This window comes from Agromyces mediolanus, from assembly GCF_014648575.1.
Taxonomy (GTDB): Bacteria; Actinomycetota; Actinomycetes; order Actinomycetales; family Microbacteriaceae; genus Agromyces; species Agromyces mediolanus.
The window spans coordinates 787,359-810,485 of sequence record NZ_BMRJ01000001.1 but is presented as its reverse complement, the minus strand read 5'-3'; the positions used below and the strand labels follow the sequence as shown (position 1 = coordinate 810,485).

20 protein-coding genes and 1 tRNA gene are annotated in these 23,127 nt (G+C 72.3%); 5 read left to right on the top strand and 16 right to left on the bottom strand.

Features of this window, described 5'->3' with window-relative positions:
- Positions 1 to 60: 60 nt before the first annotated feature.
- On the bottom strand, positions 61 to 2,571 hold the full coding sequence (locus IEY71_RS03815) for a glycoside hydrolase family 65 protein (protein ID WP_189083948.1): 2,511 nt from the start codon (positions 2,569 to 2,571) through the stop codon (positions 61 to 63).
- A complete protein-coding gene (locus tag IEY71_RS03810; protein ID WP_189083947.1) occupies positions 2,568 to 3,353 on the bottom strand; it encodes an HAD family hydrolase in 786 nt (261 codons plus the stop codon). The genes IEY71_RS03815 and IEY71_RS03810 overlap by 4 nt, the downstream gene beginning before the upstream one ends.
- A gap of 297 nt (positions 3,354 to 3,650) precedes the next feature.
- Between IEY71_RS03810 and IEY71_RS03805 the strand changes: the two genes are divergently transcribed.
- A tRNA-Leu gene (locus tag IEY71_RS03805) sits at positions 3,651 to 3,737 on the top strand.
- A gap of 110 nt (positions 3,738 to 3,847) precedes the next feature.
- Here the strand turns inward: IEY71_RS03805 and lnt are convergent.
- The 11 genes from lnt to IEY71_RS03750 form a co-directional block, all read right to left on the bottom strand.
- The gene (lnt, locus tag IEY71_RS03800; protein WP_268243552.1) at positions 3,848 to 5,350 is read right to left on the bottom strand and encodes an apolipoprotein N-acyltransferase; all 1,503 of its coding nucleotides are present in this window, start codon (positions 5,348 to 5,350) and stop codon (positions 3,848 to 3,850) included.
- Positions 5,351 to 5,405: 55 nt separating this feature from the next.
- Positions 5,406 to 6,944, bottom strand: coding sequence for a multicopper oxidase family protein (locus tag IEY71_RS03795; protein ID WP_189083945.1), 1,539 nt, complete (start codon positions 6,942 to 6,944; stop codon positions 5,406 to 5,408).
- Positions 6,941 to 7,198, bottom strand: a complete 258-nt coding sequence (locus IEY71_RS03790) for a hypothetical protein (protein ID WP_189083944.1) — start codon at positions 7,196 to 7,198, stop codon at positions 6,941 to 6,943. Before IEY71_RS03790 ends, IEY71_RS03795 begins: the two co-directional genes overlap by 4 nt.
- A gap of 52 nt (positions 7,199 to 7,250) precedes the next feature.
- Positions 7,251 to 8,138 carry a prolipoprotein diacylglyceryl transferase gene (gene lgt / locus IEY71_RS03785; RefSeq protein WP_189083943.1) on the bottom strand — a complete coding sequence of 296 codons (888 nt, stop codon included), beginning with the start codon at positions 8,136 to 8,138 and terminating at the stop codon, positions 7,251 to 7,253.
- A gap of 96 nt (positions 8,139 to 8,234) precedes the next feature.
- Positions 8,235 to 9,158, bottom strand: a complete 924-nt coding sequence (locus IEY71_RS03780) for a F510_1955 family glycosylhydrolase (protein WP_189083942.1) — start codon at positions 9,156 to 9,158, stop codon at positions 8,235 to 8,237.
- Positions 9,151 to 10,365, bottom strand: a complete 1,215-nt coding sequence (locus tag IEY71_RS03775) for a M23 family metallopeptidase (RefSeq protein WP_189083941.1) — start codon at positions 10,363 to 10,365, stop codon at positions 9,151 to 9,153. Before IEY71_RS03775 ends, IEY71_RS03780 begins: the two co-directional genes overlap by 8 nt.
- Entirely contained in the window at positions 10,362 to 11,003 is a 642-nt protein-coding gene (locus IEY71_RS03770) for a M23 family metallopeptidase (RefSeq protein ID WP_229781512.1), read from the bottom strand. Before IEY71_RS03770 ends, IEY71_RS03775 begins: the two co-directional genes overlap by 4 nt.
- Positions 11,004 to 11,373: 370 nt before the next feature.
- Positions 11,374 to 11,817: a hypothetical protein gene (locus IEY71_RS03765; RefSeq protein ID WP_189083939.1), complete on the bottom strand. Its 444-nt coding sequence runs from the start codon at positions 11,815 to 11,817 to the stop codon at positions 11,374 to 11,376.
- A 125-nt stretch (positions 11,818 to 11,942) separates the two neighbouring features.
- Positions 11,943 to 12,224, bottom strand: a complete 282-nt coding sequence (locus IEY71_RS03760) for a winged helix-turn-helix transcriptional regulator (protein ID WP_189083938.1) — start codon at positions 12,222 to 12,224, stop codon at positions 11,943 to 11,945.
- Entirely contained in the window at positions 12,221 to 12,625 is a 405-nt protein-coding gene (locus IEY71_RS03755; protein ID WP_189083937.1) for a VOC family protein, read from the bottom strand. Before IEY71_RS03755 ends, IEY71_RS03760 begins: the two co-directional genes overlap by 4 nt.
- A 61-nt stretch (positions 12,626 to 12,686) precedes the next feature.
- Positions 12,687 to 13,373, bottom strand: a complete 687-nt coding sequence (locus IEY71_RS03750; RefSeq protein WP_189083936.1) for a helix-turn-helix transcriptional regulator — start codon at positions 13,371 to 13,373, stop codon at positions 12,687 to 12,689.
- A gap of 238 nt (positions 13,374 to 13,611) precedes the next feature.
- On the opposite strand from IEY71_RS03750, the gene IEY71_RS03745 reads away from it, so the two are divergent.
- Positions 13,612 to 15,387 carry a sigma-70 family RNA polymerase sigma factor gene (locus IEY71_RS03745; protein ID WP_189083935.1) on the top strand — a complete coding sequence of 592 codons (1,776 nt, stop codon included), beginning with the start codon at positions 13,612 to 13,614 and terminating at the stop codon, positions 15,385 to 15,387.
- 51 nt (positions 15,388 to 15,438) lie between these two features.
- On the opposite strand, the gene IEY71_RS18515 is transcribed toward IEY71_RS03745, so the two are convergent.
- Positions 15,439 to 17,319, bottom strand: a complete 1,881-nt coding sequence (locus IEY71_RS18515) for a CLIPPER-2 domain-containing protein (protein WP_189083934.1) — start codon at positions 17,317 to 17,319, stop codon at positions 15,439 to 15,441.
- A gap of 443 nt (positions 17,320 to 17,762) precedes the next feature.
- On the opposite strand from IEY71_RS18515, the gene IEY71_RS03735 reads away from it, so the two are divergent.
- On the top strand, positions 17,763 to 20,846 hold the full coding sequence (locus IEY71_RS03735; protein WP_189083933.1) for a right-handed parallel beta-helix repeat-containing protein: 3,084 nt from the start codon (positions 17,763 to 17,765) through the stop codon (positions 20,844 to 20,846).
- Here IEY71_RS03735 and IEY71_RS03730 read toward each other — a convergent pair.
- Positions 20,839 to 21,126, bottom strand: a complete 288-nt coding sequence (locus IEY71_RS03730) for a DUF1905 domain-containing protein (protein WP_189083932.1) — start codon at positions 21,124 to 21,126, stop codon at positions 20,839 to 20,841. The two genes, IEY71_RS03735 and IEY71_RS03730, sit on opposite strands and share 8 nt — an antisense overlap.
- Before the next feature lie 11 nt (positions 21,127 to 21,137).
- Positions 21,138 to 21,518, bottom strand: a complete 381-nt coding sequence (locus IEY71_RS03725) for a DUF1761 family protein (RefSeq protein WP_189083931.1) — start codon at positions 21,516 to 21,518, stop codon at positions 21,138 to 21,140.
- A gap of 78 nt (positions 21,519 to 21,596) precedes the next feature.
- Between IEY71_RS03725 and IEY71_RS03720 the strand changes: the two genes are divergently transcribed.
- Entirely contained in the window at positions 21,597 to 22,226 is a 630-nt protein-coding gene (locus IEY71_RS03720; RefSeq protein WP_189083930.1) for a TetR/AcrR family transcriptional regulator, read from the top strand.
- Positions 22,227 to 22,400: 174 nt separating this feature from the next.
- A complete protein-coding gene (locus IEY71_RS03715; RefSeq protein WP_189083929.1) occupies positions 22,401 to 23,072 on the top strand; it encodes a DUF6766 family protein in 672 nt (223 codons plus the stop codon).
- Positions 23,073 to 23,127: the final 55 nt, after the last annotated feature.

The following is a 23,127-nucleotide window of genomic DNA, read 5'->3' as shown; positions in this document are numbered from 1 at the left end:
CCCGATTCCGGTGTCTGACTTCGCGTCATGTTAGCGCGAGCGGCTGAAAATGCTGGGTGATCAGTCCAGGGGGATGGTCGCATCCCCCTCGTCGACGTCGAGCGAGAGCGTCGGCACCGACGCGGTGAGCAGCGTGCCGTCGGCCCGGCGGGCCCCCTCCACGTCGCGCATCGTCGGCCGGCCGAGGATGCGCGGGCCCTGCCCGTCGAGGGGCACGGAGACCTCCGCCTCGGCGGTCACGACGACCGGCGTGCCGCGCACCGCGAGCTCCACCCGCTCGCCCGTCTCGAGGGCGAAGCGGATCGCCTCGGGCTGCACCGTGACGCGGACCCGTGCCCCGCGCAGCGTGATGCGGAAGGTCAGCTCGTCCCAGCCGTCGGGGAGCCGCGGGTCGAAGCCGTACTTGCCCTTGTGGTCGCGGAAGCCGCCGAAGCCGAACACGAGTGCGCTCCACACGCCGCCCGTCGACGCGACATGCACGCCGTCGGCGGCGTTGTGGTGCAGATCGGCGAGGTCGACGAACAGCGCCGAGCGGAAGTAGCGCAGCGCGAGCTCGTGATAGCCGACTTCGGCCGCCATGATCGACTGCACGACCGCCGACAGCGTCGAGTCGCCCGTGGTCAGCGGGTCGTAGTACTCGAAGTCGGCGAGCTTCTGCTCGGTCGTGAACCGGTCGCCCTGCAGGAAGAGGGCGAGCACGACATCCGCCTGCTTCAGCACCTGGAAGCGGTAGATCACCAGCGGGTGGTAGTGCAGCAGGAGCGGGCGCAGCTGCTCGGGGGTCTGCTCGAGGTCCCACAGCTCCTTGTCGAGGAACGCGGCGTCCTGCGGGTGCACGCCGAGCTTCGCGTCGAAGGGGATGTGCATGTGCGCCGCGGCGCGGCGCCAGCCGGCGACCTCCGCCGGGGTCACGCCGAGCCGCTCGACGAGCTTGTGGTACTCGAGCGGATGCCGCACCTGCAGCTGGTCGACCGCGCTCGCCGCGTCCTCGAGGTTCGCCCGGGCCATGACGTTCGTGTACAGGTTGTCGTTCACGACGGTCGTGTACTCGTCGGGCCCGGTGACGCCGTGGATGTGGAACACGTCGTCGGCGTTGTGCCGCCAGAAGCCCAGGTCCTCCCACATCCGCGCCGTCTCGACGAGGATGTCGATCGCGCCGCGGGCGAGGAAGTCCTCATCGCCCGTGGCCTGCACGTAGTGCATCAGCGCGTAGGAGATGTCGGCGTCGATGTGGTACTGCGCGGTGCCCGCCGCGTAGTACGCGCTCGACTCGAGACCGTTGATCGTGCGCCACGGGAACAGGGCGCCCTGCTGGTTCAGCTCGAGCGCGCGGGCGCGGGCCGCCGGCAGCATCTTCTGCCGGAAGCGCATGACGTTCCGCGCCACGATCGGCGCCGTGTACGTGAGGAACGGCATGACGTAGATCTCGGAGTCCCAGAAGTAGTGGCCGCCGTAGCCGGACCCCGAGACCCCCTTCGCCGCGACGCCGCCGCCGTCGGTGCGGGCGGAGGCCTGGGCGAGCTGGAACAGGTTCCACCGGATCGCCTGCTGCAGCAGCGGCTGCCCGCCGACCTCGACGTCCGAGCGGACCCAGTAGTCGTCGAGCCAGTCGCGCTGCTGCGTGAAGAGCTCGGCGACACCCTGCTCGAGCGCCCGGTCGAGCGTGCGGTCGGCGCGGTCGCCGAGCTCGCGCGCCGGCACCGAGCGGGCCGAGTGGTAGCTGACGAGCTTCGTCACGCGGATCGGATGGCCCTGCTTCGCCTGCACCCGGTAGGTGTGCTTGGCGAGGTCGTCGTCGATCGTGCCGGTCTCGGTGTACGGGTTGTCGGTCGCGATGGCGTGCTCGGCGCCGACCGCGAGGGCCATCCCGGAATTCGTGGTCTGGTAGCCGAGCAGGTAGCGGTCGCCGTGCTGCCGCTTCACCCGCGGCTGCAGGACCCGCTCGGTGAACGTCTCGGCCTTGCGCGGGTCGAAGGCGCCCGGGGCCTCGGTGACGCCGGAGCGGTACTCGTCGCGGCCGTCCTGACGGTTCAGGATGTGGCTCGTGATCGTGACCGCGGCGTCGGCGTCGAGCAGCTCCACCTCGTAGTCGAGCACCGCGAGGTGCCGGTCGACGAAGCTCGTCATGCGGCGGCTCGTGATGAGCACCCGCTTGCCGGCCGGGGTGCGCCACTCGATCGAACGGCTCAGCACGCCCGTGCGGAAGTCGAGCCGGCGCTCGTAGGCGAGGATCTCGGCCTCGGTGATGACGAGCGGCTCGTCGTCGACGTAGAGGCGGATGATCTTCGCGTCCGGCGCGTTCACGATCGTCTGGCCGACGCGGGCGAAGCCGAAGGCCTCCTCGGCGTGCCGGATGGGCCAGGTCTCGTGGAAGCCGTTGACGAAGGTGCCGTGCGCGAAGCCGTCGCGGCCCTCCTCGATGTTGCCGCGGAGGCCGAGGTAGCCGTTGCCGACCGCGAACAGGGTCTCGGTGCGGCCCTGGTCGTCGGCCTGGAAATCGGTCTCGACCAGCGCCCACTCGTCGAGCGGGAACCGGGTGCGGTTCAGCGGGTCGGTGTCGGCGAACCTCATGCAGTGCGCTTTCCGGTCGTGGGGTCGGGGCAGGGCGGTGCGGTGCTCAGCGCGGGGACGAGCTCGTCGAGCTCGTCGACGACGACATCGGCACCGAGCCGCAGCAGCGTATCGCGTCCGACGCCGCGGTCGACGCCGACGACGAGACCGAAGTCGCCCGCGGCGCCCGCCTGCACGCCGGACTCGGCGTCCTCGACGACGGCGCAGGCCTGCGACGGCACGCCCAGCAGCTCGGCCGCGCGCGTGTAGGTGTCGGGCGCGGGCTTGCCGGGCAGCTGCTCGGCGGCCGCGTAGCCGCCGTCGACGACGACCTCGAAGCGCGGGGCGAGGCCGGCGGCGCGCAGCACCTCGGGGGCGTTCTTCGAGCTCGACACGACCGCGGCGAGGCATCCGGCCGCTTCGATCGCATCGAGGAAGGCGACGCTCGCGGGATAGGGCGAGACGCCCTCCTCGGCGAGGGTGTCGGTGAAGACGGCGTTCTTGCGGTTGCCGAGGCCGTGCACCGTGTCGGCGCTCGGCGGATCGCTCGGCTCGCCCTCCGGGATGCGGATGCCCCGGCTCGCGAGCAGGCTGCGCACGCCGTCGTAGCGGGGCTTGCCGTCGATGTACGCGAAGTAGTCGGCCTCGGTGTACGGGGCCGCTCCGTGCTCGGCGAGGTAGGGGGTGAACAGCCGCGCCCAGGCGTGCATGTGCACCACCGCGGTCGGCGTCAGCACCCCGTCGAGGTCGAAGAGCCACGCGCGGATGGGGGAGAGATCGGGGGAGGGGTCGACGGTAGTCACGCCGGTCCTTTCGTCACGTCGTCGTCGTCACGTCGGTCTGGGCGTCAACACCCGCGTCCGATGCTATGCCCGGAGGCGCGCGGCCCGCGAGGGGAGGCGAGGACGCTCAGCGGGTTCGAAGCGTCGTGCGGCGCGCGCCGGGGTGCGAGTTGCACGACGATTCGTCGGCAGCGCCACCCGAACGGGCGCGTGCCCTGGTCTGTAGTGCGACTCGCACGGCGCGAGGGGGCGGCCGTCGAATGGAGTTCGGGCGGGTGAAGTGTTAGTCTCGATCGGCTGGCACGCGAGTGCCGGCATGCGCAAGTGGCGGAATAGGCAGACGCGCACGGTTCAGGTCCGTGTGCCCGAAAGGGCGTGGGGGTTCAACTCCCCCCTTGCGCACCACCACGAGAAGGCCCCGGCGGGTTCGCCGGGGCCTTCGTCGTTCGCCCTCCAGCCGTGACGCGCGTGGCCGGTCGCTGACGCCCTCGGCGAGGTCGGCGAGCTCGGTGAGTTCACCGCTCTCCGTTCGCCGAAGCCCGCCTCCGGCCGCCGCCCGGCATCCGGAGGGTCGCCCCGACGACGAGCATCGCGCCCGCGCCGACCAGCAGGATCTCGACGGCGTCGCCGAAGGCCATCGCCGGCGTGACCGTCGCGGACAAGGGGACATCGTTCACCATCGCACCCGGCGTGAACGGAGTGAGCCCCTCGATGGTCCGCCCATCGGGACTGATCATGGCCGAAACGCCGACGGTCGATGCGTTCACGAGGCTGCGTCCGCTCTCGATGGCGCGCAGACGTGCGATTGCGAGCTGTTGCGCACTCTGATCGGTGCGGCCGAAGTCCGCGTTGTTCGTGGGGGAGATGATCACCTGGGCGCCGCCGGCGATCATCTCCCGGATGAGCGCGTCGTCGACGATGTCGTAGCAGATCGCGACACCGGCTCGCACATCGCCGATGTCGAGGACGTTGCTGCGCTCGCCGAACGAGAAGTCTCGGGGGATGAGCGAGAACAGATCGGGTGCGAGCGGGAACCAGAACTCACGATCGGGGAGATACTCGGCGAACGGGACCGGGTGCTTCTTGTCGTACTGGGCGACGGCGTCGCCCTCCTCCCACACGAGTGCCGAGTTGTAGGTGTCGTCACCGCTACGAGTGATCGTCCCGAGCAGTACCGGCGCGCGGACCAGGCGGGAGAGTCCGTCGATCGCGTCGGCGGCCCCCGGGTCGTCCAGCGGGCTCAGGTCCGCCGCGTTCTCGGGGAGGACGAGCAGGTCGAGGTCCTCGGCCAGCAACGGGGTCGCAGCCCGCAGATGGTCCTCGAGGATCCGCCCCGGCCGGTTCACGGCGAGCAGGCCCGCCTCCGAGTTTCCCTGCACCGCGCCGACCCGGAGGGTTCCCGAGCTCGCGACCGGGAACGCGGGGACCAGCGCGGCTGCCAGCACGAGGACCATCGCGACGTAGCCGCCCCGGGCCGGTGCGGTCGAGCGATACCGGACGGACTGGAGGAGGACGCCGGCCAGGAAAGCCAGGACGAAGGACATCCCGGTCGCACCGGTCCAGCCGATCAGCTCGGCGAACGGGCTCTCCGATTGCGAATACGCGAGCTTGCCCCAGCCGAACCCGCCGTACGGCCACACCCCGGTCACCCACTCCCGGGCGGCCCAGATCGCCGCCAAGGCCGCGGGAACGAGGAGGAGCCGGCGGACCCCGGCCTCCCGGTTCAGGGCCCGGTGGACCGCCCAGGTCGCTGCGCCGCCCACCACGAAGAACAGCGTCTGCAACCCGGCCAAGCCGAGCCACGGCGCCGGACCCAGGTAAACCGTGAGCCAGAACACGTGCACGCCCCAGAAGACGCCGCCGCCCAACGCGCTCGCCGACAGCGCGACGCCGAGACGGGGGGTGGTCATCGCCGCCATCAGCAGCGGGACGCCGACGAAGAGCAACGGCCACCACCCGACGCCGGGGAACGCGAGCGCGGTCGCCAGTCCACCGGCGGCTGCGCTCGCGAACGGCATCACGGCCGACGCGCTCCGGCGGGAGGAAGGCGTGACCGGGCGGGGCCGGACGAACTCAGTCGGTGTAGGCGAGGACACCCATCATCCCGACTTCGCCGTGGTAGAGGTTGTGGCAATGGGTGAGCCACCGCCCCGGGTTGTCGGCATCGAAGTCCACCACCAGCCGCTCGCCGGGCAGCACGATGGACGTGTCCTTCCGCGGCCCCCCGCCCGCGTGCTGATAGGTGTGGCCGTGCAGGTGCATCGGATGCCACATCTTCGTGTCGTTCACGAACGTGAGTCTGACCCGGTCGCCCTCGGTGATCGGGATGGCGTTCTTCATCGGGTCGTCCATATCGAACGCCCGCCCATCGAGCGCCCAGTCGTAGGCCGCCATCCCCCCGGTGAGCCGAACCGTCAGCTTCCGGCTCGGTGAGCGGCCGTCCAACTGCACGTCCGCGGCGGCCCGAAGGAGATCCGCCGTGATCAGTTGCCCCGACAGCTCGGGCACGGCCACGTCCGCCGGTGGCGTCGCCGCGTCGCTGGTGCGGACGACGGCCCGCACCCGCTCCCGTTTCCCTTCCGCCCCGGCGACCAGTGGGAATGCGCCGTCCTCGAGGGTGACCACGACGTCGTAGCGTTCTCCCATTCCGATCAGGACGGCGTCACCGGTGAGCGGCTCGACCGGGAACCCGTCGGTGTGGGTCACCGTCATCCGGTGTCCCGCGAGCGCGACCCGGAAGGCGGTGTCCGACCCCGCGTTGATGAAGCGGATCCGCACTCGCGCGCCGGCACTCGCCCGGAAGGTCTCCGGATCCGCCGAGGGCCGGCCGTTGAGCAGGTAGTGCGGGTAGTACACGTCGCCGGCGTCGCCGCCCAGCGCATCGGAATCGGCGCCCATCAGCAGGTTGCCCATCCGCATGAAGCCATCCATCTCACCCATCCCGCCCATGCCGCCGGAGAGCTCCTGCAGGACGTCATCGGGGGTGGCACTGACGCCGTCCAGCCAGTCGTCGAGGATGACGACCCACTCGTCGTCGTAGCCCCCGGGCTCGCGCGGATCGTCGATGATGAGCGCACCGTAGAGCCCGCGGTCGAGCTGGGTGCCGGAGTGCGGATGGAACCAGTACGTCCCCGAGTGCGGCGTCACGAAGTCGTACGTGAACGACCCGCCCGCCGAGACCGGGTCCTGGGTGAGCACGGGGACCCCGTCCATGTCGTTTCGGAGTGCGACCCCGTGCCAGTGGACGCTCGACGCGTCGGGCAGGCCGTTGCGCAAGGTCGCTTGCACCCGATCGCCCTGCCGGACCCTGATCACGGGAGCGGGGATCGTGCCGTACGCCCACGTCTGCACTTGCGCTCCGGCGAGGTCGATCGTGGTGGGGGCCGCGTCGAGGGCCACCTTCGTGACGGCTCCGGTGGTCTGGCGGGCCGCCTCTGTAGCGGCCACCGCGGCAGAGGTGGGGGAGAGGAAGCGCGGCGTGGGCGTGCACGCGGCCAGGGCGAGCAGTGCCGCACTGCCGACCGCTCCGCCGAGGAGGGTGCGACGACTCAGCTGGCGTGGCCCGCGCGGGGAGTCCGCCCGCCCGACTCGTGAGGATGCGCCGTGGTTCATGTCGTCTTCCGGCTGGCGAGGATCGCGCCCGCGACGAGGAGGAGCGCCCCCATCGGGTAGCCAGCGACCAGGTCGATCCAGCCTTCGGGCTGGGCCGGCCCGAAGGCCTCCAGATGGGCCAGCCAGTGGATCAGGGCGACGAGGAAGCCCAGCGCCATCACCGCCTGACCGATGCGGAGGAATCGTTGCCGGCGCCGGTACCTGCGCTGGGCGTCTTCGGGGCTTCCCGGCGGAGCGGGGGTGCGAGGGGTCATGATGCTCCTTTGCGTGGTGAGATCCGAGTACGAGTGGAAGCGGTGGACCCGGTCAACTCGAACCAGGCTGAGCGGGTGCCTCGCCGGCCGAGGGCTCGCGCCCCGGGAGGTACACGCTGGTCTCCGGTTCAGGGTGCCGACGCGTTTGCACGACGATGAGCAGAACCCCGATGAGCGCGACGACGAGCGCGGTCAGGAGGTTGACCTTGATGCCCAGCAGGAGGAGTTCGGTGGGGTCGAGCCGGAAGGACTCGAACCACGCGCGGCCGGTGCCGTAGACGATCAGGTAGAGACCGAGCGCCTTGCCCCATCGAAGCGAGAGCCTCCGGTCCAGGAGCAGGATCAGGGCGGCACCCGCGAGGTTCCAGAGCAATTCGTAGAGGAACAGCGGATGGAAGAGCGTTCCGTCGGGCAGGCCCTCGGGGAACGCCGGCGACGCCGGGTCGATGTGCAGGCCCCAGGGCAGCGTGGTCGGAGTGCCGAACAGCTCCTGATTGACGTAGTTTCCCAGCCGGCCGACCGCCTGGGCGAGCAGCAGCCCCGGGGCGAGCGCGTCGGCGAAGGAGAGGAAGCGGATCCTGGCGCGCCGGCATCCGAGGTAGGCGCCGACCCCGCCGAGGAGCACCGCGCCGAAGATCGCCAGTCCACCCTCCCAGACGTACAGCGTCTTCCAGAGATCGGCGCCGGGGAAGAAATAGTCGCTGGGGTGCGTGATGACGTGGTAAAACCGGCCGCCGATGATGCCGAACGGCACGGCCCACAGCGTGATGTCCAGGACGACGCCGGGCGCGCCGCCGCGTCGGGTGAGCCGACGAGAGGTGAGCCAGACCGCGAGGACGATGCCGGTCAGGATGAACAGCGCATAGAAGCGGACGGTGATCGGGCCGAGCTGGAAGGAGGTGAGGTCGGGGCTGGGGATCCCGTTGGCGAGTTCGAGCATCAATCCGTCTCCGTCAAGGTCGGGGCGCGGCCGGTGAGCGGCAGTTCCGGCACCACAGCGGCTGGGGCGAACTTGCGTACGGCTGAACGCACGGGGTCACCCGCCGTTCGTGGTGAGCACCGTGACCGTCTCGCCAAAGTCGGAGGTCGCGACGATGCCGCGGGCGTCGGCGATGAGGATCCAGTGCTCGCCGTCGTCGCCGGTCACGGAGGTGAGCGCTTCGGGCGTGCCTTCGACCATGCCGTGCTTCACCCAGCTCCGGCTGTCGGAGCTCCAGAGCTGACCGGTGACGTCGACGCCGACGAACCCGCCCCCGTCGTCGAGGAGGTCGACGAGATAGAGCGGCGGGGCGCCCTTGACCCGGTCGAAGGTCGCGCCCCGATCGTCGCTGACGAGGAACCCGTTCGACGTCGTCGCGTACACCCGGTCGGGGTTCGCGGCGTCGGCGGCGAGGTCGCGGAGCTCGATGGCTGCGTTCTGCTGCCAGTTCGCGCCGCCGTCGTCGCTGACCCGGACGACCCCGGCGGTGGCGTCGTACCCGTACACGCGCAGCTCCCCACCGGGGAGGGGAACAGCGTCGAGATCGTGGAAGTCGACCACGTCGGCGAGCGACACCGTCTCCCAGCTGTTCGCGCGGTCGGTGCTGCGAACGAGGCCGAGCGGATCGCCGAGGTCCTCTTGATCGTCCGGGCCGGGGTGGCCGGAGGCGAAGAGCTCTCCGCCGTCGGCGACGGTGAACCCCATGGTGTCCTGGGTGTGGCCGCCGACCTTCCGCGGGGCGCCGATCGAGGCCGCTTCTTGGCTCGGGTAGGAAGCGGGGAGCTGCTCGGTGGGGAGCAACCACACGCCGTTGTGCGTGGCGGCGTAGGTTCCACCGGAGTCGGGGTCGAACCCCAGGCCGTGCACATGGCCGAGCGCGGCCTGCGGCACGGTCGTCGTCGGGCTTCCGGCGGCGCATCCGGTCAGGGCAAGCGCGAGCACCGCCGCGCCGGTGGTGATGAATGGGGCGGACTTAGCCAAGGGTGATTCCTCTGTTGCTCATGAACGGTTGCGGGTCGATCCGGGCGCCGTCCACTCGCACCTCGTAGTGCAGGTGGCAGCCGGTGGACGCGCCCGTGGTGCCGACCTCGGCGATGTTCGCGCCGGCGGGCACCGACTGGCCGGGGGAGACGAGGAGGGCGCTGTTGTGCGCGTACCCGGTCTGCACCCCGTTGCCGTGGTCGATGAGGACCCACAAGCCGTAGCTGCCGAGCCAGTCGGCGTAGACGACGGTTCCGCCGGTCGCGGCGTACACCGGTCGACCGCAGCCGGCGGCGAGATCCGTGCCGTAGTGGAACGCACCGACGCCCGCGACCGGACGGTTGGGGCGAGGGCCGAACGGGTCGCTGATCCATCCGGAGACGGGGAGCGCCCACCCCTGGCCGCTGAGCTGCCCGGAATCCAGGCCGCCGTCGCCGCCGCCGCGGGCGGCTTCGGCGGCGCGACGGGCCGCCTCGCCCTTCTCGTAGTCGGCCTCGGTGGCCTCGCGGTTCTCGGTGAGGACCGCGAGCTGCGCCCGCATCGTCGCCTCGTTGGCCTGCCGCTCGGCGAGCGTGCGATTGGCGTCCTCGCGTGCCGTGATCGCGGCGGCGAGGGCAGACTCGGCGGCCTCGGCGAGTTCGCCGAGCGCGTTCTGCGCGAGCCGCGCCTGCTCCGTGAGGGCTTCGGCGGTGTTCCGGCTGGCGTCCGCGGCCTCATAGACGAGGGAGATGCGCTCGGTGAGCTTGTCCATCGATGCGAGCCGGCCGAGGAGGTCGTCGGCGACGCTCGCATCGAGGAACATCGTCAGGGCCGGATCGGATGCGCCGGTGCGGGCCATCATCGCGGCCAGCTGGCCCGCGGCCCGGCCGGAGGACTCCGCATCGGCGGCCGCGTCATCCGCCTCGGCCTGCAGGGTGTTCGCGGCGTAGGTGGCTTCGTCGAACTTGCCCTGCGCCTGCTCGTACTCGTCGCCGCGGCGGGTCGCGAGTTCCTCCGCCGCCTGCGCCTCCGCGGTGAGGGATCGGATCAGCGCCTGCAACTCGGCGACCTGCGTCTGCTTCTCCGACTCGGACGCGCGGGCGTTCTGCACGTCCTGCCAGGAGGGGTAGTCGCTGCCGGCCGCCGCCGGGGCGACCCCGCCGACGATCGCGAAGCTCAGGGCGGCCGCGGCCGCGATCGCGGCGACGGCGGGGCGCGTGCCCGTCACGGGACGACCCGTTCCGACAACCACTCGACCGGGTCGGTGGGGGTGGTGCCGTCGAGCAGGATCTCGAGGTGCAGGTGCGGCCCCGTGGACTGGCCGGTGTTGCCGACCTTGCCGACGAGGTCGCCGACCGCGACGGTCTCGCCGACGGAGAGGGCGAGACTCCCCTCCCGCATGTGCGCGTAGACGCTGCTGACCAGCTGCCCGTCGACGACGTGATCGATGACGGCGTACACCCCGAGTCCGCCGTTGTCGGAGGCCGACACCTCTCGGACGACGCCGGCGGCGATGGCCTGGATGGGGGACCCGTCGCCGGGGTTCATGTCGATGCCCTTGTGGTAGCTGGAGCAGCCGGCGCAGGGCGGGATGCGCGGACCGAAATCAGTGCTGATCGGCACCCCGGTGAGGAACGGCCACTGGATCGCTCCGGAGTAGTTCACGAAGGTCGCCGCGGTCTGCGCATAGTCGCCGCTCGTCGCGGCCTTGCCGGCCGTGTAGCTGTCGCGCTGGAGGTCGAGTTGGGCGACCTCCGGGCCGACGATGACGTCCTGCGGCTCCTCGCCGGCGGTGACGGTGGCGGGGGTCGCCGTTGCGCCGGCTGGGCCGGCCGAGAATGCGGGAAGGGTGGTGCTCGCGAGCATCAGGGCCGCGGAGGTGAGTGCCAGGGTCGGCAGGAGGCGTCGTCTCGCCGCTCGGGGCGCCGGGGAGGCGCGGTGTCGACGCGGTCGGGAACGTTCGGCCTCGCGGAGGGCGCGGCGGGTCAGGGGCGGCTCAGTCATGGCACGCCGGAATGGGGGAGAGGGGAGGCATGAAGAAGGTCCTTGAGATCTCGGGGCTGGGGTGACGGCTCCGCAGCTGGCAGCGGACCGCGCCGGGGCTCAGTGCGGTGAACTCAGTTCGGTCGACTCAGTGCGGTGGGCTGCTCCGGGTCCACGCCGGCATGGCGCGCCACAGGTCAGGCCAGTTGGGGCGAGCGCGGTCGCAGGGGCCGCGGTGGTGGGGCGGCCGGGTTCAGGTGCGACTGATGGAGAGGATGACGAGGTCCGGGCGCGGCGCGGATGGCGGGAGGAGGCCGCGGAGTCGGATCCCGGCACGGCCGCCGGCGTCGAGGAGCGACCGGAAGAAGCCGGGGCGGTGCGCGAACAGCAGCGACACGGCGACGCCCAGGAGCATCGCGCAACCCATGACCGCGAGGGCGCAACCCATGAGGTCGTGCCAGCAGTCACCGTCGCAGTGCGCACCGCTCGAGGCCGCTGCCTGCACTGCAGGCGACTGGGCGGCATCGACGGAAGCGGAGCTCACGACTGCGGAGCCGGGGAGGCCGCCGTGCTCGGCACCGGACGAGTGCATGGCCAGCAGCCCCATCACGATCGCGGCCATGCCGAGCGCGCTCAGCAGGGTGTTCCGCAGGAGTCGGAGGCGACGCATCGACAGTGAACGAGTCAGGTTCAGCACGCGACGCACCTCCCTTGATCCGTCGGACTCGGCGGCAACACGAATACCCCACAGCGTACCTCAGGGGGTTTCCGACGGTCCTGAGAGTTTCGTGAGCCGTCGACTCGATGCCGTCGGGGGTCGAGCTAGGCCTGCTCGGCGCCCCAGCGCCCGAGCGCGGTGATCGCGTCGCGAAGGGCGAGGCCGCGCTCGGTCAGCGCGTAGGCCCGGGTGTTGTGCTTGAGGGGCAGGCGGTACAGCAAGCCGGCCTCCTCGAGCTCGCGCAGGCGCATCGCGAGCATGTTGGTGGGCGCCCCGAGCTCGCGCTGCAGGTCGCCGTAGCGCTGCGGGCCGTCGAGCAGCTGCTCGACGATGCGGAGCGCCCAGCGGGATCCGACGACGTCGAGGGCGGCGGCGAGGTCGCTCACGCGGTCGGATCGGCGTCCGGCTTCATCCAGAACGGCGAGTAGTGGTAGCCGTCGGGGTCGTCGAACTGGCGCTGGTACATGAAGGGGTAGTCGTCGATGTCGCCGATGCGACCGCCGGCGGCGCGCGCCCGTTCGACGAGCTCGTCGACCGCTTCGCGGCTGGGGAGGTCGAAGGAGACGGTGACCTTCGAGGGGGTGTCGGGGCCGCCGATCAGCTCCTCGGTGCCGCCGACGCTGGCGTACATCTCGCGGCTGGAGAGCATGACGTACTGCTCGGGGGCGATGGCGAAGCAGGACACGTTGTGATCCGACATCTCGGTGTTGAGGACCCACCCGAGGGCGGTGTAGAAGGCGGTCGCGCGCTCGACGTCCGCGACGGGACAGCTGATGAAGAGGCTCATGGGCACATACTTGTAAAATGAAAGTGCGGCGTCAAGCCCCAATCGCACGACCGGCTCGGAGCTACGCCTCCGATGCGGCATCCGCGGGGGCGGACGCGGCATCCGTCCGCCCGGCCGGTGCGCCGCGACCGAGCGTCGCGTACCCCTCGGCCCAGGCGATCTGCGCGAGCTCCAGCTTGGTGCGCGCGGGCCGCCCGGCCGCCGCGTACTTGGCGCGCACCCGCTTGAGATACTTGCGGGCGGTGTCCGGCCGCACGCCGATCTGCTCGGCCACCTGCAGGATCGTCAGGCCCGTCGCGTACAGCGCGAGCGTCCGCTCCTCCTGCGCGCTCAGGCGGGGCGCCGACTCCAGTCCGTGGATCGCCGCGCTCGCCACAGGAGCGATCGCCGTTCCACCCGCGCGCACGGCCTCGACGGCGGCGAGGAACTCCTCCACACTGTCGCTCGTCGACACGATCGCCTCGACCTGGAGATCGAGCAGGTAGCGGGCGGTCGCGCGCGACCGCATCGGCGAGAGCGCCAGCACGCGGATCCCGGCCGCTCGGAGTGCGGCCACCGCCTCGAACCGCCGCCGTGAGTGCACGTCGCGGGCGAGATCGACGACCAGGAGCTCGGGCCGGGACGCCGGCTCGGACTGCGGCAGCCAGCGCATGAACTCCTGGAACGTCCCGCACGCCAGCACCACGTCCATGCCGGCGGCGGCCAGCAGCTGCGCCGCGTAGCTCCGCTGCAGGACGGATTCCTCCACGACCGCCGCACGCCGCAGCCGCGGTGCCGAGCCCAGCCCGTCTCGCCTCACATCGCCTCCCCGCGGGATCCGCCCGGAAGGGCGGCGAGTCCGCCGCTGCGACGTCCTCACCCCACGAGGGTCGGAACGCGCGCCGAAGTGACGCGACACCGACGGAATCGACCCCCAACGGGGGTCATCTGGGCCTGATCAGGCGTTCGCCCGAAAATGGAGGTGATCGGCTGGATAGCATGCTCGGGTGTCGCAGCCCATCGCTGCCTCGTCCGGCACGGCCTCCCCGCGGGATCCGGTCCTGAGCGACGAGGACCTGCTCGCCGCGCTGCGCGATGGCGACGACGCGGCGTACGAGGCGCTGTGGGTCAGGCATGTCGACGCCGCCCGCCGCGCCGCCCGGCGCATCGCGCCGCTGCACGCCGACGACCTCGTCTCGGAGGCGTTCCTCGCGATCTACGACCAGGTCCGAGTGCGCGGCGGCGGACCCGTCAGCTCCTTCCGCGCCTATCTCTTCACGATCATGCGGAACACGGCCGCGCGGTGGCATCGCACGGACGCGCAGTTCGTCGCCACCCCGGACGTCGACGACACGGTGGAGGAGTCCGGCCTGCGGTCGTTGGAACGCGAGTACGACGGCGCGCTCCTGCTCAGCGCATTCCGTTCGCTCCCGAACCGGTGGCAGCGGGTGCTCTGGCTCACCGAGATCGAGAACGCGAGGCGCGCGGAGGTCGCCGCCGAGCTCGGCATCCGTCCCAATGCGCTCTCGGCGCTCCACGGCCGGGCCCGACAGGGGCTCCGGGTGCAGTGGTTGCACCACCAGATCCCGGAGGAGCTTCGCGACGACACCGGCCACGTCGCGCACGCCCTCCCCGCCCTGATCGTGGGAGCGGGGGCGCACACCGCCGACCGCGTCATCCGCCACCTCGAGGCCTGCGAGCGCTGCCGCGCCGTCGAGCTCGAGCTGCGATCCGCGTACCGCGCGGGGCGGAAGACGGTCGTCTCGATCAGCGGGCTCGGCGCGCTGGGCGTCGTCCTCCCGGGGGCGACGTCACTGGCCGGCGGAACGGCGACGGCCGTGGCGGCCGGCCTCGCGCTCGCCGGGTCCGCCGCCGTCGTCGCCGGGGCGCTCGTCACGGGTCTGGTGCCCGGTCTCCTCGACCCGTGGATCCCCAGGGTCGAAGCGCTGCCCGGTCCGGCCCAGCCCCGCGAGGAGGTCGCTGCTCCGACCGGTCCCGTCGCACCGCCGAGGGAGTCGTCGCAGCTGCCCATCGAGCTCCCGCCGCCCCTCGTCGGGCCCGAGACGCCGCCGGTCGAGTCGATCGACATCTTCTGGGACCCGGCCTCTCCGAACGCCGGCCTTCCCGAGCGCCCGCCGCCCGCGACGCCGGCGACCCCGGGGACGGTGGTTCCGCCCGACGACGGTTCGGCCGCCCCGCCGCCCGGCGTCGTCGTGTCCGCGCCCTCGTCGACGTTCCTCGCGCCCGTGCTGAGCGGAACGGCTCAGCCGGAGACCGTGATCGCCGTCGCGGTGGACGGGCTGACCTACACGACGGAGCCGAGCGAGGCGGGCGACTGGACGTTCGACCTGCGCACCGTGCCCCTGGCCGCGGGCACGCACCTCGCGCGGGTGTGGACGGTCGCCGACGGCGTCGCCTCGACGCCCGCGATCGCGGAGTTCACCATCGAGCCGCTGGGGATCGACGGCCTCTCCGAGTACCAGCCGATCACCCTGGGCGACGGCATGGGAGACGGCCTCCGCTTCACCCTCCGCGGTGCACCGGGCGGCACCGTCTGCATCGACTCGGACACCGGCCAGTCGGCGCAGGTCGCGCTCGACGGCACGGGCTCGGCGCAGCGGGTGCTCCGCTTCTGGAACTACGGCCTGTACGTGCTCCGGGTCACGCCCTGCGACGGCGACGCCTTCGGCCCCGACACCCCGCGGACGGTCTCCGTCGTGGAGGGCGTCTTCGATCCGTGGGTGATGGACGACGTGCAGAGCTGGGAGATCTCCGAGGAATGACGAAGAGGTGGGGCGCGCTCCTGCACGCCCCACCTCTCCCGGTCGGATCGACTACGACGACTTCGGCGAGAAGCGCCGGATCACCAGGAGGCCGAGCCCGAGGAGGAGCAGCAGCGCCGCGCCGCCGGCGATGAGGCCGAGCCCCTCGTCCACACCGGTGTCGGCGAGCGCCGCCTTCGCGGGGAGCTGCGGCTTGACCGTCAGGAGCTCCGCGGCCGACTCGGCGCTCTCCACCGCGGCGCCGAGCGGCGTCGTGCCGCTCGCGATCGCGGTGTTCCGCAGGGCGCCGCCGGTGAGGTCGGCGGCGACGACCGTGTACACGGAGGTGCAGGTGGTGCGGTCGCCGGCCGCGAGGACCGTGTCCTCGCAGCTGGGCTGGGGGAGGGTGCCGGCGCCGTCGAACTCCTGCTCCTCGATCGCGACGTCGCGCACCTCGATGTTGCCGGTGTTCGTGACGACGAACGTGTACGTGATCTGCTGGCCGACCTTCGTCGCGCGTTCGGTGTCGGCGCTCTTCGTCAGCGCGAGCGAGGGGGCCGCGGGGACGACCGTCGCCTCGGCGCGGTTGTTGCTCTGGTCGCCGCGGTCGGTGACCGTCACGATGTTCGTGACGTCCTCCGTGCCGGTCACGGTCGTCTCGTACACGAACTCCACGGTGGCGCCGGCGGGCAGCCCGCGCTGGGCCGCCGGGGCGTCGGGGATGCCGAGGTCGACGAGGTCGTAGGCCTGGATGCCGTCGGCGGGGATCTCCTCGCCGACCGCCGGCACGGAGGCGCCGAGCCCGTCGACGGAGATCAGCGTGCCCCCGGTCGCGAGTTCGTCGACGAGCGAGACCGTGTCGCCGATCGCCATGTCGTCGGGGCCCGCGTTCGTCACCGTCACGGCGTACCGCACGGTGGCGCCGTCCTCGAAGACCGCGTCGCCGACGACGGCCTTGGTGACGGCGAGGTCGTACTCGCACATCACCCAGTCGAAGGTGACGTGGCCGGCGAGCGCCTCTCCGTCGCTGTCGCGGTTCGTCGCGAGGGCCACCGAACCCGAGCCGATGAGCGCGGAGTCGGCCGCGAAGCTCGAGCCGCCGCCTCCGCCGCCTCCGACGAACGAGGCGCCGCCGCTGCCGACGTCGCCGTCGGTGGCCGCACCGCCGCCGCCGCCGAAGTAGCCGCCGCCGCCGGCGCCGCCGGTGTCGGCGCTGTTGTCGTCGCCGCCGGCGCCGCCCTGGCGCTCCGAGCCGGGCTTCCCGTTCCAGTCGAATCCGGGCAGTTCGGCGTCGGTCTGGCTGCGGGGGTTCGTGCCGGCAGCGCCGCCCACGGCGCTCCCGCCGGCACCGCCACCGGGCGCCGTCGCCGGCGTCTCGCCGACGCCGGTGTCCTGGCCCTGCATGCCGTCGCCGCCCGGGAACACGGTGCCGCCGGCGACCGCGACGCCCGCACCGAGCTCGGAGCCGCCGTCGCCGCCCTGGCCGAACTCGGCCGTGTGGCCGCCGCCGGTGCCGCCGCCGCCGCCGGCGAGCAGGAGCAGCGCGCCCCCGGCGGAGAGTTCGGAGTACCCGCCTCCGCCGCCGCCGCGGTGCTGACCGGTGCCGCTCTCGCCGCCGCCCGGCGCGCCGCCGGTTCCGCCGTCGGCACCGGCGCCTCCGACGGTTCCGGTGAGGACGGATCCTGCGCCGACCGCGAGCGTCGCCGTGATCGCGCCGCCCGCGCCGTTCGGGCTGACGGATCCGCCGGGGCCGCCGCCGCCGGCGATGATCGCCATCCCGCCCGGCGCCCCGGCGACCGTCACCCGGACGCTGCAGACGCCGTCGGGCACCGTCTGGCTGAAGGCGCCCGCGGCCGAGATCGTGGTGGGTTCCGCATCCGGGGCCGGGCTCGCGAACGCGGCCGTGGCGCTCAGCGCGGGGGCCAGCAGCGCGACGGCGGCGGCGCCCGCCAACAGCGGGATTCGTGCGGATCTTTGGCGTTCAGCTCTACGTAGCGTCATCGAAATGCGTCCTTACCTCTTTGCCATGTCGGGCGCGCGAAAGGATGCCCGACCGGGCAGGGGCGAAGAGCGCACCGAACGCGCGACAGGGGAACGACCCCCTTCGGCTCACGCTAAGGAGGGTCGTTCGTCAGCTCCGAGCGAATCGGCGAAATGCTCCCCGAGAGGGGTCACGGAGCCGCAGCTCGCGACGCGTCGCGCAGCGCCGCGTCGGCGGATCGACCCTGGGCATTCCTCCGGCCGCTCGGTACACTTCGGAGCGTCGGCCCGCCCTGGACGGCCGACGGCTCCGGGGGGATGCAATGGGCGATGCGCACACCGTTCGACGTCGGCGAGCCGTTCCGAGCTGGCTCGGAGTGCTGCTCTGCGCGGGGGTCGCCGTCGGGGCGATCGGCGTGACGGCGGCACCGGCGACCGCCGCGCCGGGCGCGGCCGTACGTCCCGCCCTGCTGGCGCCGGAGGATCCGGCGACCGGGGACCCGCCGCCCCCGGCCGGAGCGGACGTGCCCGACGGCCTCGACGAGCCGACGCCGCCGATCGACGACTCGATCGTCGACTCGCCGCCGACCGACCCGGCGATCACCCCGAACGCGAACGCGCTGCGGATCGCGTGGCTCGGCACTCCGGCGGAACGGCCCGTCGACCCCGCGGGCCTCGTGACGCTGCAGGTGGCGCTGAACACGGTCGCCGCGGGCGGCACCGTCTCCTTCGACCCCGGCGACTACGCGTTCACCGGGGCGCTGACCGTCGCGCGCTCGGTGACCATCGACAGTTCGGCGGCATCCACGCTGTACTCGCGGTTCACCGTCTCGGCCGGCGGGCTGGCGCTCGGCGCCGACGTCGCGATCGCGGCCGCGGCGACCGGTGCCATCGTGCAGGTCACGGGATCGGATGTCGCGCTGCGCGATGTGACGGTGCGCAATCCCACGCCGGTGGCCAGGCCGATCGGGGTGCAGCTCGCCGCGGGCGTGACCGGCGTCGTCATCGACGGGCTCACGATGAACGGTGCCGGCGAGGCATCCTCCTACGGCGTCAATCTGACGACCGGCTCGGCGACGATCACCGACGCCGCGATCAGCGGTGTCGCAACGGGCATCGCGGTCACCGCGGCGGCGACGACCTCGGGCATCCAGGTCACCGGCGGGACCATCGCCGCGCAGACCGCCGGGATCAGCCTCGGCTCGGCCACCGCGCCGCTCGTCACCGGCGTCGAGGTCAGCGGCACCCCGGGGACGGGCACGGGCATCGACCTCGCCAACTCGAGCAGCGCCGTGGTCGACGGGGTGACCGTCGACGGCTTCGCCCGCGGCATCGGCACCGCGACGACGAACGCCGCCGCCGGCCCGACGATCACGGACGCGACGATCACGGGAACGAGCCGCGAGGGCATCGCGCTCGGGGCCACGGCGGCGCCGAGCGTCGTCCGGCCGCGCATCACGGGGGCCGATGCCGCGCAGTCCACCGGCATCCTCGTGCTGCGCTCGACGCAGACCGAGATCGAGGACGCCGTCGTGACGGGCATGATGTACGGCATCACGACCCACCTCGACAACACCGGCCAGGGGCCGGTGATCACCTCCCCGCAGATCACCGCCTTCGGCGCGGTGACGCTCGGCTCGACGCAGGGCGCGTCGGTCACCGGGGCGGTCGTCGACGCCGGCGCCTGGGGCCCCGGCGGCACCGGGGTGAACCTCGTGAACGCGGGCCGCGCGACGGTGACGGCGCTGACGGCGACCGGGTTCCTCTACGCGATCGGCAGTCAGTCGTCGATGCTGCCCGGCTCGGACCGCGCGGACATCTCGATCAGCGACGTCACCGCGACGGGCGCGCCCGACGCCTCGAGCGGCATCTACCTGCTCGGAGCGGTCGACGCCGTGGTCAGCGACGTCGAGGCGGAGCTCACCGGGGCGGCGCTCGTGGTGCATCAGTCCACCGGGGTCACCGCCTCGGGCATCGTGGTGCACGGCCGGGAGGGCCCCACGTCCGTCACCGGGGCGGCGATCCTCCGTGCGTACGGCTCGCAGGGCGTCCACGTCGACGGCGCCTCGATCGACGCGGGCTCCTACGGCTTCTTCTACTCCGCGACGGACGGCGCGACGGTCGTGAACGCCACCGTCGAGGGCGTCGTCGAACGCGCGCTCTACGGGCGGAGCGTCGCGAATCTCGAGGTGAGCGGATCGACGCTCGCGGACAACGGCGCGGCGGGGCTCTTCGTCGTGACGAACCCCGGTGACGGGATCAGCCACGACGTGCGCATCCACGACGTGGAGATGACCGGCAACGGCGACGGCATCCGCGTGCTGCAGGGCACGAGCGACGTCGCGATCGAAGGGAACACGGTCTCGGGGCAGCCGGCGTTCGTCACGGCGGGCGGCGCGCACCGGCTCACGATCGCGGGCAACACGGTCGAGCAGGCCGACGGGGCCGTGGCGGTCTCGGTCGAGCCGCTCTGGCAGGACGGCGCCCTGGCCGGCTCGTACTCGTCCTCGGGCATCCGGGTGCAGGGCAACGTCTTCCGCGGCACCGGCACCTGGATCTCGGTCGGCACGGCCGACTCGGAGACCCCGGAAGCCGAGCGGCGGACGCTCCGCGACCCGGTGCTCGTGACGGGCAACGTGTTCCCCGCGGCATCCACCGCGGTGGTGACCTTCCCGAACGCGGTCGAGGGGGAGGACGCCGCACCCGCGCTGCAGTCGCTCCCGGACGGCGGGCCGGTGGCGGTCGACGCCCGCGACTACGACGATCCGAACGACTGGGGCTCGGCGTGCCGGGCGACGGGGTACCTCGACGGCGCGCTCTGGTACGACGGCGGCGGGGCCGCGGTTCGCGAGCTCGCGGTCGCGCCGGTGCTCTACCCGATGACGTGCATCGACCTCTCCCTCACGGAGCAGCTCGCGGCGCCCGATGGCGCCCTTCGCGCCGGCGACACGCTGTCGTGGACGCTGACGCCGCACAATGCCGGCCCGCGTGCCGCACCGGCCGGGTGGTCGATCACGCAGCTGCTGCCGTCGGGCGTCGAGCTCGTCGGCATGTCGGGCGACGGCTACGCGCGCTCGGGCGACGTCGCGACCGCCGCGGGGGAGATCCCGGCCGGTGAGGACGGCCCGCCGCTCACGATCGTCGCCCGGGTCGTCGCGGTGCCGGTCGGTGCGGCGACGATGCGGAACGTCGCCTACGTCGCTCCGGCTTCGCCGAGCGACCTCGACGGGGACGGCTTCGTGGACACGGTCGTGGAGCAGTTCGGCCCGCTCGTCGTGCCGACGATCGACACGGACACGGATGCCTCGCCGACGGACAACGACGCGCAGGGGGTCTGGGCGGTCACGGCCGGATCGGGCGGAGGCGGCGGCGGATCGAAGGGCGGCGGGCTCGCCTCGACCGGTGCCGAGCCGCTGGTGCCGCTGGTGCTCGGGCTGCTCGTCATCGAGGGAGGCATCCTGACGCTGCGCCGTTCGCGCCGCGTCGCGCCGTTCAGTTGAGTCGCGTGGTGAGGTGGATCGTGACGGTGTCGCCGTCGCCCTTGCCGATGCGCGAGCGGACGGCGGCGGAGACCGGCAGCTTGTGGGTGCCGTCGCCGAGCGCCATGAAGGCGCCCCGGAACGGCTCGCCGTCGACGGTGCCCTCGACCTTGACGAGGCCGCGGGTGCCGAAGATCTCGGCGGAGCCGGGCAGTTGCGCGCAGGTCCAGGTGTCGCCCTCGCGGACTTTGCCCAGCACGGACGTGAAGGTGAGGTCGAGCGGGGTGGGGTGGTCGGTCATGACGACTCCGTTCAGAGGAAGGCGCCGACGAGGGCGCCGATGATGACGAGTTTGGCCAGCCAGTCGGTGAAGTGCACGGCGGCGACGGCGACCGGGGTGTTCTCGTGCACGACGGATCCGAGCAGCAGCACGGCGGGGAGGACCGCGAGCGCCAGCCCGAGCAGGGCGCCCGGGCCGGCACCGTGCCAGTCGGCGGCGACCATGAGCCCGAGGACGAGCAGCGAGACGAGCAGGCTGCGGAGCACGACGAGGAGCATCTGCACCACGGCGGGGATGCCGGGACGCGGTGTGCTGTTCGCCGCGATGAGCCGGGCGACCGGCGGGGTGGCGTAGAGCACCGCGCTGGCGACGAAGGAGACGATGGTCGCGAGTGCGACGCCGAGGAGAGCCATGCGCGGTCCTTTCAGTACTGGTGAGTACTAATCAAGGTAGTCGCGTGATTTAGTCCCGTCAAGTACTAAAGTGGGACCATGCCCGTCGCCCCCCGAACCCGAGGCCGCCCCCCTGGCCTGGCCGGGCCGGCGCTGCTGGCCGAGGCGCGGGCCGTGTTCCTCGAGCGCGGCTACACCGCCACGACGATGGACGAGATCGCCACCCGCGCCAGGATCTCGAAGAGCTCGCTGTACCGGGAGCATCCGTCGAAGTCCGAGCTGTTCGCCGCGGTCGTCGCGGACTGGGCGGCCTCCGGCAGCGACGCGACGCGGCCGATGCTCGAGCGGCTCGCCGCGGCCGCCGAGCCGCGCGACGGCCTCGTCGAGCTCGGCCACGGCATGCTGCGCGGCATGCTCTCGCCGCCCGTCGTCGAGATGCGCCGCCTCGTGATCACCGAGGCGAACGTGCAGCCCGAGGTGGCCGCGGCCTACCGCCGGGACAGCTGGGAGCGGAACGTCGCGGCCCTCGCGACGTCATTCGAAACGCTCCACCGCGCCGGCGCACTCACGGTCGACGACCCCCTGGCTGCGGCCGCCGAGTTTACGTGGCTCGTCGTGGGCGCCCCGCTCAACGCCGCGCTCCTCGGCGAGCGGTTCGAGGGGCTCGACGCCCACGTGACGAGCGCGGTCACGACGTTCCTCGCCCGCTACGGCACCTCGACGGGGTAAGGGGACGCCGCGGCATCCGTACCGCGTCGCGCACCGCGCTTCAAGCCCCTGCCGGCCGCTTGCGCCCCAGGGCTAGCGTGCGGGCATGAGAGTCGTGTTCACCGGATGGCTGGTGTTCATCGCCGCCGGAATCGTCTACATGCTGGTCATCGGCCTGCTCGGGAGGTCGGTGTGATGCGCGTCCGTCAGCACGCCCTGAGCGTGTTCTTCGCCGCGATCTTCCTCGCGGCGCTCGCGGGTCAGGCGCTCACGGGCCTCGCGCTGACAAACGAGGAGCAGGCCTCGCACGGGCTGCCGTCGGCCGGCCTCGGCGAGTACCTGCTGTCCTCGCAGTTCGTCGTCGACGTGGCCGAGAACTGGCAGTCGGAATACCTGCAGTTCTTCCTCTTCATCCTGACGACGATCTGGCTCGTGCAGCGCGGCAGCCCGGAGTCGAAGAAGCCGGGCGACGAGGGAGTCGGCTCGGACGAGTCCCAGCTGGTCGGGCGCTACGCCCGGCCGGATTCGCCGGCCTGGGCCCGGGCCGACGGATGGCGTCGCTGGCTCTTCTCCAACTCGCTGCTGCTCGTGATGGGGGCCGTCTTCCTGCTGTCGTGGCTCGCGCAGTCGATCGCCGGCATGGTCGCCTTCAACGCGGAGCAGGCCGAGCACGGCCAGGCGGCGGTCGACTGGCTCGGCTACGCCGTCTCGGCCGACTTCTGGAACCGGACGCTGCAGAACTGGCAGTCGGAGTTCCTGGCCGTCGGCAGCATGGTGGCGTTCTCGATCTTCCTCCGGCAGCGCGGCTCGTCCGAGTCGAAGCCGGTGGGAGCGCCGCACGAGGCGAGCGCGGTGGCAGCCGAGTAGGCGGGCCATCCGCTCAGCAGGGTCGACCAGCGCTGCTCGGTCGGGCCTGCCCTGG

Bases quoted from the DNA above. Each gene is read 5' to 3' on its own strand.
- IEY71_RS03815 (WP_189083948.1), bottom strand. From the start codon at position 2,571: ATGAGGTTCGCCGACACCGACCCGCTGAACCGCACCCGGTTCCCGCTC.
- lnt (WP_268243552.1), bottom strand. From the start codon at position 5,350: ATGCCGTTCGCGAGCGCAGCCGCCGGTGGACTGGCGACCGCGCTCGCG.
- IEY71_RS03795 (WP_189083945.1), bottom strand. From the start codon at position 6,944: ATGAACCACGGCGCATCCTCACGAGTCGGGCGGGCGGACTCCCCGCGC.
- IEY71_RS03790 (WP_189083944.1), bottom strand. From the start codon at position 7,198: ATGACCCCTCGCACCCCCGCTCCGCCGGGAAGCCCCGAAGACGCCCAG.
- lgt (WP_189083943.1), bottom strand. From the start codon at position 8,138: ATGCTCGAACTCGCCAACGGGATCCCCAGCCCCGACCTCACCTCCTTC.
- IEY71_RS03770 (WP_229781512.1), bottom strand. From the start codon at position 11,003: ATGCTCGCGAGCACCACCCTTCCCGCATTCTCGGCCGGCCCAGCCGGC.
- IEY71_RS03755 (WP_189083937.1), bottom strand. From the start codon at position 12,625: ATGAGCCTCTTCATCAGCTGTCCCGTCGCGGACGTCGAGCGCGCGACC.
- IEY71_RS03730 (WP_189083932.1), bottom strand. From the start codon at position 21,126: ATGACCGACCACCCCACCCCGCTCGACCTCACCTTCACGTCCGTGCTG.
- IEY71_RS03725 (WP_189083931.1), bottom strand. From the start codon at position 21,518: ATGGCTCTCCTCGGCGTCGCACTCGCGACCATCGTCTCCTTCGTCGCC.
- IEY71_RS03720 (WP_189083930.1), top strand. From the start codon at position 21,597: ATGCCCGTCGCCCCCCGAACCCGAGGCCGCCCCCCTGGCCTGGCCGGG.
- IEY71_RS03715 (WP_189083929.1), top strand. From the start codon at position 22,401: ATGCGCGTCCGTCAGCACGCCCTGAGCGTGTTCTTCGCCGCGATCTTC.